This window comes from Halobacterium sp. CBA1126 (assembly GCF_009741975.1).
Lineage (GTDB): Archaea > Halobacteriota > Halobacteria > Halobacteriales > Halobacteriaceae > Halobacterium.
Genome location: NZ_WPCF01000002.1, coordinates 20,246 through 36,939 on the forward strand (window position 1 = coordinate 20,246; position 16,694 = coordinate 36,939).

General features: G+C 68.6%; 15 protein-coding genes. 5 read left to right on the forward strand and 10 right to left on the reverse strand.

Going from position 1 to position 16,694, the window contains the following annotated elements; genetic code table 11:
• Nucleotides 1-75: 75 nt before the first annotated feature.
• The 3 genes from GJ634_RS00455 to GJ634_RS00465 form a co-directional block, all read right to left on the reverse strand.
• Complete coding sequence (locus GJ634_RS00455) at nucleotides 76-1,365, reverse strand: hypothetical protein (protein ID WP_157499849.1); 1,290 nt, start codon at nucleotides 1,363-1,365, stop codon at nucleotides 76-78.
• Nucleotides 1,362-1,994 (reverse strand): hypothetical protein, encoded by a 633-nt coding sequence (locus GJ634_RS00460; protein ID WP_157499851.1) that lies wholly within the window; start codon nucleotides 1,992-1,994, stop codon nucleotides 1,362-1,364. The genes GJ634_RS00455 and GJ634_RS00460 overlap by 4 nt, the downstream gene beginning before the upstream one ends.
• Before the next feature lie 157 nt (nucleotides 1,995-2,151).
• Complete coding sequence (locus GJ634_RS00465) at nucleotides 2,152-2,352, reverse strand: hypothetical protein (protein WP_157499853.1); 201 nt, start codon at nucleotides 2,350-2,352, stop codon at nucleotides 2,152-2,154.
• Between the two features lie 412 nt (nucleotides 2,353-2,764).
• Between GJ634_RS00465 and GJ634_RS00470 the strand changes: the two genes are divergently transcribed.
• Complete coding sequence (locus GJ634_RS00470; protein WP_157499855.1) at nucleotides 2,765-2,917, forward strand: HalOD1 output domain-containing protein; 153 nt, start codon at nucleotides 2,765-2,767, stop codon at nucleotides 2,915-2,917.
• Between the two features lie 12 nt (nucleotides 2,918-2,929).
• Here GJ634_RS00470 and glmU read toward each other — a convergent pair whose 3' ends face one another.
• From glmU to GJ634_RS00485, 3 genes are all read right to left on the reverse strand, one after another.
• Nucleotides 2,930-4,135 carry a bifunctional sugar-1-phosphate nucleotidylyltransferase/acetyltransferase gene (gene glmU / locus GJ634_RS00475; protein WP_157499857.1) on the reverse strand — a complete coding sequence of 402 codons (1,206 nt, stop codon included), beginning with the start codon at nucleotides 4,133-4,135 and terminating at the stop codon, nucleotides 2,930-2,932.
• Nucleotides 4,136-4,683: 548 nt separating this feature from the next.
• Nucleotides 4,684-6,228 carry an FAD-dependent oxidoreductase gene (locus tag GJ634_RS00480; protein WP_157499859.1) on the reverse strand — a complete coding sequence of 515 codons (1,545 nt, stop codon included), beginning with the start codon at nucleotides 6,226-6,228 and terminating at the stop codon, nucleotides 4,684-4,686.
• 78 nt (nucleotides 6,229-6,306) lie between these two features.
• Nucleotides 6,307-7,080 (reverse strand): hypothetical protein, encoded by a 774-nt coding sequence (locus GJ634_RS00485; protein ID WP_157499861.1) that lies wholly within the window; start codon nucleotides 7,078-7,080, stop codon nucleotides 6,307-6,309.
• 163 nt (nucleotides 7,081-7,243) lie between these two features.
• Here GJ634_RS00485 and GJ634_RS00490 point away from each other — a divergent pair, with 163 nt between their 5' ends.
• Complete coding sequence (locus GJ634_RS00490; RefSeq protein ID WP_157499863.1) at nucleotides 7,244-8,758, forward strand: phosphoenolpyruvate carboxykinase (ATP); 1,515 nt, start codon at nucleotides 7,244-7,246, stop codon at nucleotides 8,756-8,758.
• 282 nt (nucleotides 8,759-9,040) lie between these two features.
• On the forward strand, nucleotides 9,041-9,667 hold the full coding sequence (locus GJ634_RS00495; protein WP_157499865.1) for a polysaccharide deacetylase family protein: 627 nt from the start codon (nucleotides 9,041-9,043) through the stop codon (nucleotides 9,665-9,667).
• A 15-nt stretch (nucleotides 9,668-9,682) separates the two neighbouring features.
• Here the strand turns inward: GJ634_RS00495 and GJ634_RS00500 are convergent, their stop codons facing one another.
• A complete protein-coding gene (locus GJ634_RS00500) occupies nucleotides 9,683-11,125 on the reverse strand; it encodes an MATE family efflux transporter (protein ID WP_331713916.1) in 1,443 nt (480 codons plus the stop codon).
• A 93-nt stretch (nucleotides 11,126-11,218) separates the two neighbouring features.
• On the opposite strand from GJ634_RS00500, the gene GJ634_RS00505 reads away from it, so the two are divergent.
• Complete coding sequence (locus GJ634_RS00505) at nucleotides 11,219-12,157, forward strand: endo-1,4-beta-xylanase (RefSeq protein ID WP_157499869.1); 939 nt, start codon at nucleotides 11,219-11,221, stop codon at nucleotides 12,155-12,157.
• Here the strand turns inward: GJ634_RS00505 and GJ634_RS00510 are convergent, their stop codons facing one another.
• Both GJ634_RS00510 and GJ634_RS00515 read right to left on the reverse strand, forming a co-directional pair.
• Nucleotides 12,158-13,087, reverse strand: a complete 930-nt coding sequence (locus GJ634_RS00510) for an NAD(P)-dependent oxidoreductase (protein ID WP_331713917.1) — start codon at nucleotides 13,085-13,087, stop codon at nucleotides 12,158-12,160.
• Between the two features lie 48 nt (nucleotides 13,088-13,135).
• Entirely contained in the window at nucleotides 13,136-14,611 is a 1,476-nt protein-coding gene (locus GJ634_RS00515; protein WP_157499873.1) for a glycoside hydrolase family 4, read from the reverse strand.
• Between the two features lie 108 nt (nucleotides 14,612-14,719).
• Between GJ634_RS00515 and xacR the strand changes: the two genes are divergently transcribed.
• Nucleotides 14,720-15,475, forward strand: a complete 756-nt coding sequence (gene xacR / locus GJ634_RS00520) for an HTH-type transcriptional regulator XacR (RefSeq protein ID WP_157499875.1) — start codon at nucleotides 14,720-14,722, stop codon at nucleotides 15,473-15,475.
• 306 nt (nucleotides 15,476-15,781) lie between these two features.
• On the opposite strand, the gene GJ634_RS00525 is transcribed toward xacR, so the two are convergent.
• Nucleotides 15,782-16,651, reverse strand: a complete 870-nt coding sequence (locus tag GJ634_RS00525) for an SDR family NAD(P)-dependent oxidoreductase (RefSeq protein ID WP_157499877.1) — start codon at nucleotides 16,649-16,651, stop codon at nucleotides 15,782-15,784.
• Nucleotides 16,652-16,694: the final 43 nt, after the last annotated feature.

A 16,694-nucleotide genomic window follows, 5' to 3' on the forward strand; every position in this document is an offset into this window, starting at 1 on the left:
CAATTACTACCGTACCGAAACGGTTGGTATATAAAAGCGTAGCGGCCGGGCCGCAAGCACCCGGACGGGACCGCTTCAGTCGCCGAGCGCGTCGGCGACGCGCTGGACGACCGGGGGCGCGGCAGCGGCGTAGCGGTGTGCGTTCGCGTACTCCGAGTAGAGGTAGTGGCCGGGAGAGGACGCGGAGTCCTGCTCGATACTCCGGTTGGCGCTCTGGAGGTGACTGTGGGCGTAGGCCGCCGGGCGACGCGCGAGGAGGCCCGGCGACGTGTCCAGGAGAGTTCGTAGCGCTTCGACGGCTGCCTCGCGTTCCGCTGCAATCGGCGCCGTCGACTCGGGAACGCCGTACGCGCCGTCTGCGATGGCGTCGGTCGCGTCCGCGAACGCGCGGTCGAGCGTGAGCGCTCGCATCGCAGAGCCGACCGCGAGCGCGACGTGGCCGTCGTCGCGGCGTTCGACGGCGGTGTCGGCGGCGTTCCACCGCGCCCCGGCGAGTTCCTGCAGGAGCTCCGACGCGGCAGTGCCCTCGATGTTGCGGTCGAAGCCACCCGTCACGTCATCCCAGTCGGGCCGCGTCGCGTGGTCCTCGACGTCGGCGACGAGGTCGTCGGCCACCCGCGCGAACCGCTCGGCGTAGTCGTGCGTGGCGTCGAGCGTGCCCGCGTAGTGGTCGTAGAAGCGACGGGCGTCGGTCGCGTACGCGTGCCCCCACTCGACGCCTTGCGCGAGTTCGGCGGTGTGGAGGACGGTGTTCTCGTACTCGTGGTAGTCGCTCGACCGCGCGATGCGAGCGCCGGTCTGCCCCCAGTCGGTGATTTTCGCGTGTGCGGCGAACGCGGCCACCGGGTCGTCGGCCGGGCCGACGTACGCGTAGTCCGCGAGGAACGACTCGGCGGCTTCGACGTGGCGCTGCCGACGCGCCTCGATGTCGTCAGGCCCAAGGTTTCCTTCGAACGCTTGCACGCCGGCGTGGACGAACATCGCTTCCGAGCGCGGGTGCGTCAGCCCGGCGAGCGCGCCGACGCGGGTGTCGTCCGTCTCGTCGTCTTCGAGCGAGTCGCGGGCGTAGTCGCGTTCGCGGACGAGCCGCCGCCGGACGGCCTCGTTGGGAATCTCCGAGAGGTCCGCGTCCTCGAGCAGCGACCGGATTCGGTCGCGGGCGGCCGCGACGGCGTCGGCGGGCGGCTGTGCGGGCGTCAACGGCGGGACCTCCGGCAGGTCGCCGGCGAGCGCGGCGATCGCCTCGTCGTCGTACTCGACGCGGGACTCGCTGGAGAGCGGATTGAGGCCGCTACAGCCGGCGAGCGCGGTCGTCACTGCGGTGCCGGCCGCGGCGAGCACCGACCGGCGGGTCTGGCGGGTCACGCTGACTCACCCGTGGTTCGGTAGCGTTCGGGGACGGGGTCACAGCTCCCGCCGCTGCCGACGGAGTACCCACTGAACCCGTCTGCGGGGAACGGGAGCCGGACGAACACGGCGGCGTGGTCGTAGGCGTCCCGTTCGCAGTTGATGTCGGCGTCACGAATCACTCGGCAGAGCTCCAGGCTCGGGTCGCCGTCGTCGTCCCGGGTGACGTAGTTCAGCTCGAGCGCGTAACACTCCGGGATGCGCGACTGGTAGACGAGCACCGACTCGTCGTCGTAGTCTGTCTCGGCGACGAGCCGCCGGACGGCGGCGGCGTCGCGGGCTTCGTCCGCGAACTCGAACGCTTCGGCGTCGGCTTCGGTCCCGACGACGTGCAGGGACAGCGGTTCTGTGGCAGTCGATTGGTCGTCGCTGGCCGCGCCCTCGGCGTCCTCGCGTGGCGCGACGACGGGCGGTCGTTCGGTCGGCGAGCGGGTCGTCGCGGCGACGTAGTCGGTGACGAGCGTGCCGTCCGGCGAGGAGGAGTGCTGGGTCGCAGTCTCCTGACAGCCGGCGAGCGCGGCCGCGAGCCCGGCGCCGAGGCCGGAGAGGAGGGCGCAACGGGAGGGCGTCTGGAGTGACGGGGCCATACAGCCGTACAATCCCGGCAGCCCACCAAGAAACCAGCGCCTACGGTCACACGAGTGGCTGGTGGGTCGTTCTGTCGGTGGCACACGCGCGGTGGTTCTGTGCGGTGGCGAGTTCGCCAGCGCTACGAACCACGGGCGAGAACAGCCAACGAACGGGTCAGGCGTTGTTCATGCGGGTCTTGCTGGTCGCCCCGCAGGCCTGACACTCGGCGATGCGGTACGGCTCCCGGGAGAACGACGCGTTCTCGTCGTCGTCGCTCTCCGTGAGGATGTCGATGGAGACGTCGTGGGGCTGTTCGCTGCCACACGTCGCACACTCTTCGGCGATCGCATCGGAGTGAACGTTCTTGCTGGCCATCGGACTCACCCACCTGTGCGTTACGGCCCGACCGCCTTCCGTCGTACGCCTAATATTTTAGGTATCGATGTGAGAGGCGACCGCCGGGACCGCGACTCACCGCCGGAAGTCATCGCTTACCCACGCGCCAATCCCCAACTCGGGACATCGAGTTCACAATAACCCGAAGGACATGAGAGAACAGTTCATCGAGAGGTGCTAACAGTAGGGGTGTCGCGTCCCCGAGCGTTCCGACCCGGCGCTCACACAGTGCAGACTACGAGGACAGCGGGGCTTGCCGCGACAGCGAGGACCGCGATGAACACAGACCCTTCGAAGATGGACGCCGCGAATCGAATCGTTCGGACCGAGTGGACAGCAACTGGAACGCCCAGCGAGGGCGTCGTCGACGCCGTCGCCACGGCGGCCGACTGTGACCCAACTCGACATCGAACCACTCCAACGGTACGTCGACGCCGACGCGCTCGTCGGCGAAGCAGCCCACGGCTCGGTTCGCGTCGCCTTCGACTACGAGGCGTTCGGCGTCGTCGAGAGCACCGGCACCGTCGAAATCTACGCCGACTGACCCCCTCAGAGACTACGACCGCGGGTGGTCGTCGTCGAACAGCACCGCTTCGCCCGGCATCGTCGTCGCTCCCGCGCCGAGTTTGACGCCCGCGTTGAGGCTCGTGTTGATTGCGGTCTTCGCGCCGTCACCGAGCACGACGCCGAACTTCCGCCGACCGGTCGAGGTCGGCTCGCCCTTGACGACGACTTCGACGTCCGCGTCGTCGTGCCGGAGGTTCGCGACCTTCGTCCCGGCGCCGAGATTCACGTCGCGGCCGAGGACGCTATCTCCCACGTACGAGAGGTGCCCGGCCGTCGCGCCCGCCGAGAACACGCTGTTCTTGACTTCGACGCCGTGCCCGATACTGGCGTCGGGACCCACGAGCGTCGCCCCGCGCACGTACGCGTTCGGGCCCAACGTTGCACCCTCCCGGACGAGCGCTGGCCCCTCCACGACGACACCCGCGTCGACGCGAGCACCCTCCTCGACAACCACCGACCCGCGCAGGTCGGCGTCCTCGTGGACGTCACCGTCTATGCGTCGGTCGAGCTCGCCGAGCTTCCACTCGTTGGCGGCGAGCAGCTCCCACGGCCGGCCGACGTCCAGCCACCGGTCGAACGGCACCGGCGTCACGTCCGCGTGCTCGCAGGCGCGCTCGAGGACATCCGTCAGTTCGAGCTCGCCGCGCTGGCTCTCCCCGACATCGAGCCACGACCACGCCGCCGCGGGGAAGACGTACGCGCCCGTGTTCACGAGGTCCGATGGCGGGTCCGCGGGCTTCTCGGTGACACCGGTCACGCGGCTCCCGTCCGCGGTGGTGTGGAGCACGCCGTACGAGGAGGGATCGTCCGCGCGGTACGAACCGACCGCCGGCCCGCTGTCGTACAGCTCCGCCAGCCCGCGCTCGTCGTGGAGCGCGTCCCCGTTGAGCACGGCGAACGGCCCGTCGTCGAGCTCGGAGGCGGCCACCCGCACCGCGTCGGCTGTCCCGCGCTGTTCGGGCTGTTCGACGAGCGTCACCGGGACGCCGCGGAACTCGTCGCCGAAGTACTCGCGGAGGGCCTCACCGCGGTAGCCGACCACGACGACCAGCCGGGACGCGCCGGTCTCGACGGCCGCGCTGGCGGCGTGGCCGACGAGCGGCTCGCCGGCGACTGGAAGCATCGGTTTCGCGGTGTTCGCCGTCAGCGGTGCCATGCGAGTGCCGCGGCCGGCAGCGAGGAGAACGGTCTGCATACGGGCCAGTTCGGGAACCACCAATAAAACGGTTCCACCTGAGCGGGGTTCCGCTCCTCACACGAATCGCTCCAGGAACTACCAATTACACGAAACACTAACAGTCTATTATCTGATATAGAAAGGGAAAATATAGGTATCGATTCTCAGAAGCTTCGAGTTAAGAACGGAAGTGCAGACGAAGTAACCAGATTCTCGGAATAAGACTGCCATACCCGTCGATTCTGAATAGAAAACAACTGAGCCGGACCTCTCGGTCGGAGGCTCCACACCAACTGATATTGAAGTCTGTAATCCCTCTGAGAGACCGTTTAACTCTATTAGAGGTATTCCAAGCTAACTCTCGCGAACTCTTACTGGCGCACACGACAGACTCATGAAATAATTATAGGATAACAACTACTTCCAGAAAAACCCAATTTGAGTAGATATCTTCTGACGTGAAATCGTCTCGATGACTGCCCCGTTCGCGCGGCTCGCGCCGAACGACGACCGCAGGTGCGTTCCGGGAGTAGTCGACGTGGCTAATCCGACCGCACAAGCGTCGCTCAGAAGTCCATGATGCCGCGGTACAGCTCCTCGACGGTGAGGTGGTCGTCGGCGACTCGCTGCTCCGTCTGGCGATAGAAGCGGTCGCGTTCGTCCGCGACATCGTCGCTCACGTCGAAGTCGTTGGTCTCGTAGAACTCCGAGGTGGCGCCCATGTTCCGCATGACCGTGTAGAAGTCCGGGAGCGCGAACACCTTCAGCTCCGCGAGCCGCGAGGGGTCCGCGACGTCGACGTTCCAGTCGTAGCCGTACCGGTCGAACTCCTCGGCGATCTGGTCGACACGCGAACTCACATCCAGCGACTCCATCGCCTCCCAGAACGGCGTGTCCCCGGAGGAGTACTCGTAGTGGACGCCGACGAAGTCGTGGATGGACTCCCACGTGCGGCGGACCGAGGCGTTGAACGCGTCCCGGACGTCATCGTCGGCGACCCGGCCGTGCGAGGCCAGCAGGTTCGAGAACTGCACGGCGAGCGAGGCGTTGGCGGTGAGCGCGGTCGACTGGAGCGGTTCCACGAACCCCTCGGCGTTCCCGATGGCGAGGCAGTTGGCGACCCACGCGCGGTCGTAGTACCCGGAGTCGAAGTCGTACCGGTCGACGTCGGCGTCGTCGACGACCGTCTCGCTGTCGGCGTCGCCGGGGGCGACGTCGGCGACGAACTCGCGGAACTCCGCCCGCGCGGTCGCCTCGTCGGCGTACTCGGTGGCGAACACGTAGCCGAGGTCGCGGTCGTCGTACGTGTCGATCTGCCAGAACCAGCCGTGGTCGCCCGTCTCGATGACGGTCGCGGGCACGACCTCGGAGAGCGACCGGTCGACGCGGACGTTCAGCGCCGCGTCCAGCGGGAACTCGAACTCCCGGAACTCGACGTCCTGCTCTGACCGGAGGACGCGGTTGAACCCGGTGGCGTCCACGTAGAGGTCCGCCTCGTAGGCGCACCGGTCGCTGCGGACGCGGTCGATTCGCTGACCGGTCGTCTCGACGGCCGTGACCTCGTCGTTGACGAGCGAGACGTCGCGGGCGTGGCAGAGCTTCCGCAGGTACGTGTTGAAGCGGTTCGTGTCGAGGTGGTACGCGACCTTGTCGTACCTGTCGAGGTCGCCGTCCGACCCGTAGAACCACGGCGACTTCCCCTGCGCGACAATTTGCTCGTCCCGCGTCAGGTGGTCGGGGCTGTCGTAGAGCTCGTCGTAGTGGTAGTAGTAGTGCTCGACGGCGTCCGGCGTGTCCGCGTTCGGGTACTTGTCCGGCGGGTCGAAGGGGTACTGGAACGACGGCCGGTCGCACCAGTCCCGGAAGTACACCGACGCCTTCCAGATTGGCTTCACCTCGGAGATGAACTGGTGCTCGTCGATGCCGAGCGAGCCGTGGAGGATGCTCTGAATCTCGCGGTACGTGCTCTTGCCGACCTGCGGTATCTCCTGCTGGAAGTCGTCGACGACCGAGACGTCCACGCTCGGGTTCATCCGGCGGACGCCCAGCGCCGTCAGCAGGCCGACGTCGCCGCCGCCCACGACGACGACGCTGTCTACTTTCCCGTCCATCGTTCCCGAGGACCGCGCTGGTGGACAATAGCTCCGACGGTTCTCTCCGTCGCCGAGCCACGTCGAAGAATCCGGTGGTCAGCCACGGGCGGAATTCCTCCGGCCGGGGTTCGGCGACTGCTCGAGGCTGACCGCCTCGCGGGTGCGTGCGACGGCGGTCAACACGGGGTACGTCCACGGCTCGTCGTCGTAGAGGAGCGCGCACAGCGAGTGCTCGTCGAACTGCGGCACCGAGTCGCGGCGCTGGATGGTCTGCTGGCGGCGCTGCGCGACCGCGTCGAGGTCGTCGGTGAACGACTCGCAGTGCCACTCCGGGATGATGGTCGTGTCGAGGGCCGCGAACACCGTCGAGAGGTCGCCGCGTGCGTCCTCGATGGATGCGGCTTCGGCGTCGAGCGTGTCGACGAAGTCCCGTCGCATGCGGATGGAGCCCGTGGTGCGGGCTTCGAGCGTGCGCTTGTACGGCGCGGTGAACGACACCGCTGAGTCGGGGCGGAACGCGTCCGCGATGCCGGCGCCGAACTCGCGGCCGAGGTGGGCGACCAGCGGCTCCCCGTACGCCTCGTCGTAGTGGGGCGTCGACAGCACGGTGTCGCGGTAGGCGTCGCGGACGCGCTCGATACGGTCCGACGTCGTGTCCCGGCCGGGGAGTCCCGCGTCGGGCGGCGTCGACGGAGCCGGGTCGATTTCCCGCAGTCGGTCGCGGAACGTCTCGTAGGCGTCCAGTTCGGCCACCACTTCCGCGCGTTCGGTCTCGACGAGCCGTGAGGCGGTCGACAGCGGGGCGAGGACGTACTGGCGCAGGGAGTGCACGAAGTACTGTGGGTTCCGTTCGCTGTTCGCGTCGCTCATACGCGTGTGATACAGTAACGTCCCACTAAAAGCTACTGTCGGCGCGCGCGAACCGGCCGCCCGCGAGCACCCGGAGTTACTACCGGAATCCGAAGTAACGTTTTTCGCCGAAATCCCCCGCTTCAACAGGCTTATTAAACTATCTCGCGGATTACGAGGTAGAATGGTAGGTCTCAGTAGCGTCCCGAAACCTACAGAGTATCCGGACCCGGAGACAGCCGACCACGTCACGTACAACCCGTCGTTGGACGAACTCCGCGAGTTCTCCTCGCACTCGGAGACGACGACGGAGTACGGCGCGCCGGCGTACGTCAGCGAGTACCGTTCTCGCAGCGCCGACCGCACCGCCAACGCCGTCGACGCCGACTTCGGCGCCGACGACGTGGCCGTCTTCGAGAACGGCCTCGACTGGGTGCGGGACGCGGCCAACGACGTCGTCTGCGTGGACCGCGTCGTCGGTCGCCACTCCGAGGCGTCGTACGTCTGCCGGCTGTACCTCCCGAAAGAGTACGGCCGCATCGCGCTCTCGTGGGCGAAACTCCTCGAGCCGGCCGAGGGCGCCGACCCGGACTTCGTCACGGTCCAGCTCCCGGACGCGACCGACGAACCGAAAATCCGAGTCCACCCCGAGACCGGCGTCACGACCGTGCTGGGCAGCGACTACACGGGCGAGGCGAAGAAGTCGTTCCTCCGGCTGTTCATGCTCCGCACGAAAGAACAAGGCGGGCTCGGCCTCCACGCCGGCAGCAAGCGCGTCACCCTCGACGACGAGGACGGCCAACGGGAAGTCGGCCAGCTCTTCCTCGGCTTGTCGGGCACCGGCAAGTCCACGCTCACCAGCCACGGCCTCTGGCTGGACGACCCCGAGGGCGTCGAGATGATCCAAGACGACGTCTGCGCGCTCCTGCCGTCGGGCACCGTCGCGGGCAGCGAGGGCAGCGGCCTCTACATCAAGACCCTCGGTCTGGACGGCGACGAACAGCCCGAACTCTACGACGCCGCGACTGACGAGTCCGCCGTCCTCGAGAACGTCGCGGTGGACGACGACGGCACCGTCCACTTCGACGAACCCCGCTACGGCCGGAACGCCCGCGCGGTGGTCCGCCGGGACAACCTCGAGAGCTCCGCCGAGGGCATCGACCTGCCGAGCGTCGACCAGGTGTTCTTTATCACGCGGAACCCGCTGATGCCGCCGGTCGCCCGGCTCAGCGACGAGCAGGCCGCCGTCGCGTTCATGCTCGGCGAATCGATCGAGACGAGCGCGGGCGACCCGTCGAAGGCGGGCGAGTCCATCCGCGTCGTCGGCACCAACCCCTTCATCGTCGGCTCCGAGGGCGAGGAGGGCAACCGCTTCCGCGACCTCATCGCGGAGCTGGACGTCGAGTGTTACGTCATCAACACCGGCGCGGTCGGCACCGACGACCCCGTCGACGTGGGCGTCGAGGAGACAGTCGCCATCCTCGAAGGCGTCGCCCGCGGCAGCGTCGAGTGGGAGCGCGACGACGCCCTCGACCTGACCGTGCCCAGCGAGGTGCCGGGCATCGACGTCGACCGGTTCCGGGTGCCCGACCGCGTCGAAGAGTTCGAGACGGCACAGTCAGAACTCCGGCAGGAACGGCTGGCCTACCTCGACCAGTTCGACGACCTCGACGACGACATCGTCGACGCGACGTACTGAGGCGCTGCGGGTCGATTTTCGGGGTGTCAGTCGGCGCCGTGTTTCGGGGCGTAGCCGCAGTCTCGGCAGACGAGTGAGCCGTGTTCCCGAGTGACGTCGCTGTTGCAGCGGGGGCACTTCCAGCGCATAGGTGCCGGTTGTTCGACGTTCAACTTTAACGTTGTCGTTGATTGTCGACGCGCGAGTTATGCCGAGACTACCAGCGCAGAACGGGGACTCGCCGTCCACCGCTACGCTTACCACGCCCGCCACCGACGTTCTCGACGACACTACCCGAAGCCGATGAAGGCCTACCTCACCATCGACGACGCGCCGTCGGCGACCCTCGGCGCGAAACTCGACACACTGACCGCTCACGACGTGCCCGCGGTCCTCTTCTGCGAGGGGCGCCGCCTCGCCGACAACCGCGAACTCGCCGCGCGCGCCGTCAAAGCGGGGTATCACCTCGGCAACCACACGCACTCCCATCCGCGCGCGTCCGCCATCACCGAACGCGAGTTCGAGCGAGAGCTCGCACGGACGGAGCGACACATCGACGACGTCTACGACCGCGCGAACGCCTCGCGTCCCGCTCGCCTGTTCCGCTTCCCCTACGGCGACGACGGCGGCGACATGAGCGAGAGATTCCAGCGCGTCCTCCGCGAGCACGGCTTCGTCGGTCCGGAACGCGCGGACACGGCTGACACGCGGTACGACTGGCCGTGGACGTTCGACGTCGCAGACTGGCAGACCGACGACCGTGCGGTACTGCACGAGAACTTCGAAGCGACCGCGAGCGACGCCGCCCGCGGCGACGAAATCGTCCTGTTCCACGACGCCGGCAACGCCCCGGAGCTGTTCGCGGCGTTCGTCGGGTGGCTCGCCGACAGCGACCTCGACCCCGCGGACCCGCTCGAGTTGCTTCCGTGACTGGCGGACGACCCCTCAGTCGTCGGTCGCGGCGCTCGGCCGGTAGCCCCGGCTGATGGCGCGCCACTTCCCGGAGCGGAACCGGTAGTAGTTGATGGCGGCGCCCGGCAGGCTCTCCGCGAGGAACGACAGGTGGATACCGACGATGCCCAACGGGGTCGTCGCCGCGAGGTACACCAGCGGGATGGCGAGCCCGAACATGCCGACCGCGCGGCTGTAGAACGGCCAGTTCGTGTCCCCGGTGGCGTCGAGCGCGCCCGCGACGGCGTTCGTGACGCCCTGCGGGACGACCGCGACGCAGGCAGCGTAGACGAGCGTCACGGCGACCGGCACCGCCTGCGACGCCGGGTCGTTGACGAACAACCGCACGATCGGCTCCGCGAACACCGCCACGAGGACGGCCGCGAACACGTAGACGGCGGCGGTGAACGTGGTGATCTCGTAGCCGTACAGCTCCGCGGTGTCCTCGTCGTCGGCGCCCAGCGACTGCCCGACGAGACTCGAAGCGGCGAGCCCGAACCCCCAGCCGGGCGTGTTCATCAGCCCCCAGATCCGGCGGCTGATGACGTACGCCGCGACGACGTGCGAGCCGAACGTCCCGACGAGCGCGAGAATCGGGAACCGCGCGACCGTCCACACCGAACTCCGGCCGACGACCGGCATCCCGATGGAGACGAGGTCCCGGCAGAACTCCCAGTGGACGTACCGGTCGAGCCACCGCACGCGAATCGGGAACTCGCCGACAAGCGGGAGCCGCCCGAACGCCAGCCCGACGGCGAACGTCGCCGTGACGAGCACGCCCGCGACGACCGTGCCGAGCGCCGCGCCGACGACGCCCATGTCGAGACCGAAGACGAACACCGCGTTGAGGCCGACGTTCGCGACGGCGCCGCTGGAGCGGACGACCATCGGCGTCCACGCGTCGTCGGCGCCGACGAGCGCGCGACTCCCGATCTGGTTGAGGATGCCGAACGGCACGCCGACGGCGAGCACGCGCAGGTAGTCGGCGCCGTACGCGACCGCGACCGGGTCGTCGCTCAACAGCGCCACCAGCTCGTGGGGGAACGTCCAGAACAGCGCGGTCAGCGGGAGCGCCATCGCGGTGACGACGAACGCGCTCGACCGCACCACCTGCCCGAGTTCGCCGTACGCCTCCGCGCCGTACCGCTGGGAGACGAGCGCGATGGTGCCCGCCGCCATCCCGCCGCCGACGGCGAACGTCATCCCCCAGTACGGCCCCGCGAACCCCATGCCCGCGATTGCCGTCGGCCCGAGCGCGACCCCGACCATCGCGACGTCCGCGGCGCCCTTCGACATGCGGGCGAGCCCGGTGACGATGCGCGGCCACGCGAGGTCGGTCGTCTCGCGCGCCCGTTCGCCGGAGACGAGGCCGAACCGCGCGAGTACCGCGCCGATGCCCAACAGGAGCAGTCGAATCGGGTTCCGGGAGCGAACCACCGTACGTCGCGGCAACTCGGACCGCCCCAATAAGTGTTGTTCCCGCGAGCGGTCGGCGGGCGGAGTTAAGTCCCGGCCCCGCGAAGCCCGACCATGCGAACGCTCCGAGACGCCGCCGCGGACGCTGACGTCCACGTCGGCGCCGCCGTCGACGTCGACGCGCTCCGGACCGACACCGACTACCGGCAGACGCTCGCCCGCGAGTTCGACGCCGTGACCGCCGAGAACGCCATGAAGTGGGGGCCGCTGGCGGACGGCGAGCGCGGCTACGACTTCGCTGACGCCGACGACGTCGTCGAGTTTGCGGACCGCCACGACATGTACGTCCGCGGGCACGCGCTCGTCTGGCACCGCATGTACCCCGAGTGGGTACGGCCGTGGACGCGGTCGGCGGCGGACGCCGACCGCCTCCTCCGGAACCACATCTACACCGTCGCCGGCCGGTACCGCGGCCGGGTGGACGCGTGGGACGTCGTGAACGAAGCCGTCGCGGACGACGGCGGCCTCCGCGAGACGCAGTGGCTGGACGCCCTCGGCCCGGAGTACGTCGACCGCGCGTTCGAGTACGCCGCCGACGTCTCCGACGCCGACCTCTTCTACAACGACTACGGCGCCGACGGCCTCTCCGCGAAGGCCGACGAGGTGTACGACCTCGTCTCGGACCTCGTCGCGCGCGGCGTCCCCGTCGACGGCGTCGGCCTCCAGCTCCACGTCTTCGACGACCTCGTGCCGCCGGCGGACGTGGCCGCGAACGTCGAACGCCTCACCGACCTCGGCTTGGACGTCCACGTCACCGAACTCGACGTCGGCATCGGCGAGGCTGTCGCCGACCGGGAAGCGCAGGCCCAGTACTACCACGACGTCGTCGCCGCGGCCGTCGACGCCGGCGCCGACACCGTCGTCACGTGGGGCGTGGACGACGGCCAGTCGTGGCTCCCGCCGCTCGGCCACGGCGAAGCGCCGCTGCTGTTCGACGAGGAGTTCGCGCGGAAGCCCGCCCACGGCGCCGTCGTCGACGCGCTCTCCGAGTAGCTACGCGAAGTCGGGGCCGTCGATGTCCGCGTCGGCGGCCTCCCGCCACGTGTGCTCGGGCGTCCAGCCGAGGTCGCGTTCGGCTTTCGCCGTCGTGAACGCCGCTTCCTCGCCGTCAGTCTCGCAGGGCGGCGCATCCGCGAACAGCGCGTCGAAGAGGTCGGCGGTGTCCACGCCGAGGTAGTTCTCGTCGGCGTGACAGAGGTACGCCTCGTGACCGGTGACGTCGGCGTCCAGTGCGGCCGCGACCATGGACGCGAGGTCGCGGACGTCGATGTACGACCAGAAGTTCCCGATGCCGCCGTCCGGCGGCGCGTCCGCGGAGCGCGCCCGGAGCGCCTCGAGGTCGAAGGCCTCGCGGTTCTGCTCGGTCAGGTACTCGCCGGGGTACTGGACCCACGACGGGCGGATGGAGACGACGGAGACGTCGTGGCGGCGCGCGGTCGCCTCCGCGACGGCTTCGCCGGAGACCTTCGAGACGCCGTAGGCGTCCTCCGGGCGGAGCGGGTGAGATTCGTCGATGGGGACGTACTCCGGTTTCAGCACGCTGTCGGCGAACGGGAAGCCGTACGCGGACTCGGAGCTCGCCCACACGACGTCGGCGCCGGCGCGCCCCGCCGCGGTGAGGACGTTGTACGCGCTCTCGGTGTTGTTCGTGAACACGCGCGACCCGGCGTGGCCGGTCGGGTCCGGAATCGCCGCGAGGTGGACGACCGCGTTCGGGTCCGCGGCAGCTATCAGTTCGGCCGTCTCGCCCTGGTCGGTCAGGTCGACCGCGAAGAACGACGCGCCCTCGGGGCCGCCCGCTTCCGGGAGGCGCTGGTCGAGGCCGACCACGTCGTAGCCGTCGCCGGCGAGCCGGTCGACGACCCACTGTCCGACGCCGCCGAGCGCGCCCGTGACGACGACACTCGTTGCTGGTGTACTCACGACCGTTCGGAAGACGGCCGCCCCCTTCAAACCGTGGGAGACAGCTCGTCAGTACGCGTCGGCGGCGGCGAGCACGTCGGACCCCTCGAGGTCCCAGTCGTCGAGGTACTCGGCCTGTGCGGCGACGAGCTCCGCGAACAGCTCCCGGGCGTCCTCGGTCTGGAGCGTGCGGACCTGCGGATCCAGCAGGAACGCCCGAAACGCGCGGTCGAGGTCGCCGTCGCGGGCCGCGTCCACGACCGTCTCGATGGTGTCGACGTGCGTGGCGAGTAGCGAGCGCACGGGCCGGGGGAACCCACCGGCGGCGAGCGGTCGGATTTCGCCGGCGGCGACGAGCGCGTTCGTCTCCACGACCGACCCGGACTCCAGCCCCTCGACCTGCCCGCGGTTCGGGAGGTTGACGTTCGTGACGAACTCCTCGCCGCCGGCGAGCGCGCCCAGCACGTCCAGCAGTACTTCGCCGGACGCTTCGAGTTCGAACTCGCGTTCGCCCGTGAGCCACGCCTCCACGTCGGTGGTCTGTTCGGACTCGGCGGGCGTCCAGTGTTTCGCGCGGAAGTCGCTGCCCGTGCGCTTGACGCCCCACCGGTTCAGTGCCTCCCTGCCGCCCTGCAGGAACCACGTCGCGTACTCGACGACGTGGCGGTCGCCCGCGAACGGGAGCACGCCGAAGTTCCGGTAGAGCTCCCACGAGACCTGCCACGGGTCGGCGAACGGGCTCTCGTCTTCGAGGTCCGCGGGCTCGAAGGTCCGGTTGCCTTCCTCCCCGTGCGCGAGGTCGTCGAGCAGCGGCCAGAGGTCCACGCCGTCGACGTACGCCTCGTCGATCCACGTGAAGTGGTTGATGCCCTTGACGTTCACCGAGACGTCCGCGCGGTCGGCGTCCATCCCGAGGTGCTCGTCGGCGAACGCCGCGAGGCGGTCGCGGGCGTGCAGGACCTCGTGGCACATCCCGACGGCGTTGATGTCTGGGTACTCGTCGTAGAGGGCGCGCGTCACGAAGTGCACGGGGTTCGTGAAGTTGAACACCCACGCGTCCGGGCAGTGTTCGCGGATGGCGGCGGCGAAACGCCGGTAGACGGGGATGGTGCGCATCGCGCGGAAGATGCCGCCCGGGCCGATAGTCGCGGCGACGGCGCCGTAGATGCCGTACGACTCGGGGATGTCGAGGTCGTGGACGAACGTCTCCGTGGGGTCGTACTGCGTGGACAACAGGACGACGTCGGCGCCGTTGAGGGCGACTGCGAGGTCGCTGGTGGCGGTGTACGTCCACTCCGCGGTGGCGTCCTCGCGGTCCTGGACCCAGTTCCCGAACTGGGCGTTGCGCTGGGCCGCGTCGGCGTTGACGTCGTAGAGGCGTACGTCGCCGTCGAACGCGGAGAGCGCGAGGTCCTGGACGAGGTTCGGGACCCACTGGCGGCTGCCGCCGCCGACGTACGCGATGGTCACGTCGTCGCCGTCGAGTGCGTCTCCGGACGTCGCGCGCGACGCGGCGGCTGGCCGTGCACGGCTGGCTCGGTCCATACCTGATGGCTTCGGCGGGCACACAAAACCGTACCGGGTGCCGCGAACCCCCCGGGTTCGTTCTCCCATCCAGAACACTTTAGCCGACGTAGGTAGTGAGTCCCTCGCATGGACGCCAAACATCCGGTGCGGACGACCGAGAAGACCCTCGCCCTGGTCGAGGAACTGATGGACCGGGGGCCCTGTGGGGTGACGGAGCTGACCGACGGCCTCGACATGGGCAAGAGCGCCGTCCACAACCACCTCACGACGCTCCGCGAGCACGGCTACGTCCTCAAGACCGGCGACGAGTACCAGCTTGGCCTGAAGTTCCTCGAGGTCGGCGGCGCGACCCGGAAGTCCATGGAGTTCTACCAGGTCGCCGAACCCGAGGTGAAGTCGCTGGCGAACGAGACCGGCGAGCTCGCGAACCTGCTCGTCGAGGAGCAGGGGATGGGCGTCTACCTGATGCGGTCGAAGGGCGACGAGGCCGTCGACCTCGACACGTACGCGGGGCTCCGCACGCACCTCCACACGACCGCACTGGGGAAGGCCATCCTCGCCCACCTCCCCGAAGACCGCGTCGAGGAAATCATCGAGCGGCGCGGCCTCGAACGGAAGACCCCGCGCAGCATCGGCTCCCGCGACGAGCTGTTCGAGGTCTTGGAGGGCGTCCGCGACCGGGGGTACGCCATCGACGACGGCGAGCGCCTCGAGGGCCTGCGCTGCATCGCGGCGCCGGTGAAGGACTCCTCGGACGAAGTACTGGGCGCCATCAGCGTCTCCGCGCCCGCGAGCCGCGTCAGCGACGAGGACCTCCACGGGGAACTCCCCGAGCGCGTGCTCAGCGCCGCGAACGTCATCGAGCTCAACATCAACTACTGACTCACGTTCTAATTTAGAGAATCTCTCCTCTCGCTCTCCTCATACGGCCCTGAACGGACGATTTCGCACCCTCTTGGCAGTATCTTCGGCACGGATCACTTCATACTGGACCTACATTACACTACTACGGTTGTAATTCCAATCCCGATTTGCCACCCCCTTTCGTTCTGTATTTCAGAATTAGGTTCTGCGAGTCGGCGGCGGGTCGCACCGCTGTTCGGGGCAGTCGAAGTGAGAAACTGCGAGGGTGCGCTCGCCCGGCGAGACGGCGGCGGTGCGTGGGACAGACGCTGTGGAGTGCAGACGCTACTCGTGACGCCGCGTCCAGTGTCCGCCCGGCGAGCCGGCTAGTACCGGTTGCTGACTCCACACAATACTTTCGGAATTCCGGGGAGCCCTACTGGTCGCCGCGCCCCAGCCGTACGCCTGCCAGCCGCCGTCGGCGTACAGCACTTCGCCCGTCACGAAGTTGTTCCGACTCACGAGGAACAGCGCACACTCCGCCATCTCCTCGACGGTCCCGAACCGACCCAGCGGCGTCCGGTCGCGGATGTCGTCGTTCGTGTACCCCGCAGAGCCCTGCGTCTGCTCGGTGATCTCCGTCCAGATGAACCCCGGCGCGAGCGCGTTCACGTGGACGTCGTGCTCGGCCCACTCGACAGCCAGCGTCTGCGTGAGGTTGTTCACGCCCGCCTTCGACGCACAGTACGGCGACCGCAGCTGGAGACCGCGACCGCCCATCAGCGAGGACATGTTCAGAATCGCGCCGCCCTCCTCCTGCTCGATCATCTGCCGGCCCGCGGCCTGACAGCCGACGAACGTCCCCACGAGATCGACCTCCACGACCTCCCGCCAGTCGTCGACGTCGAACTCCTCGGCCGGCCCGAGCGTGGTGACGCCGGCGTTGTTCACGAACACGTCGAGGCGCCCGAACTCCTCGACGGTCGTCTCCACCAGCGCCGCCATCTCGTCCTCGTCGGTGACGTCGGCCTCAACGCCGATGGCTGTGCCACCCTCGGCTTCGATGGCTTCGGCGGCCTCCTCGGCGCGCTCCTGGGAGCGAGAGTTCACGACCACGTTCGCGCCCTCGGCGGCGAAGTGCTCGGCGATGCCCTTCCCGATACCCTGACTGGACCCCGTGATGATGGCGGTGTCTCCGCTGAGTCGTCCGGTCATGCGTACCTCAGACGACCCGCGAGGCCCACTTTACTGTGTCGAT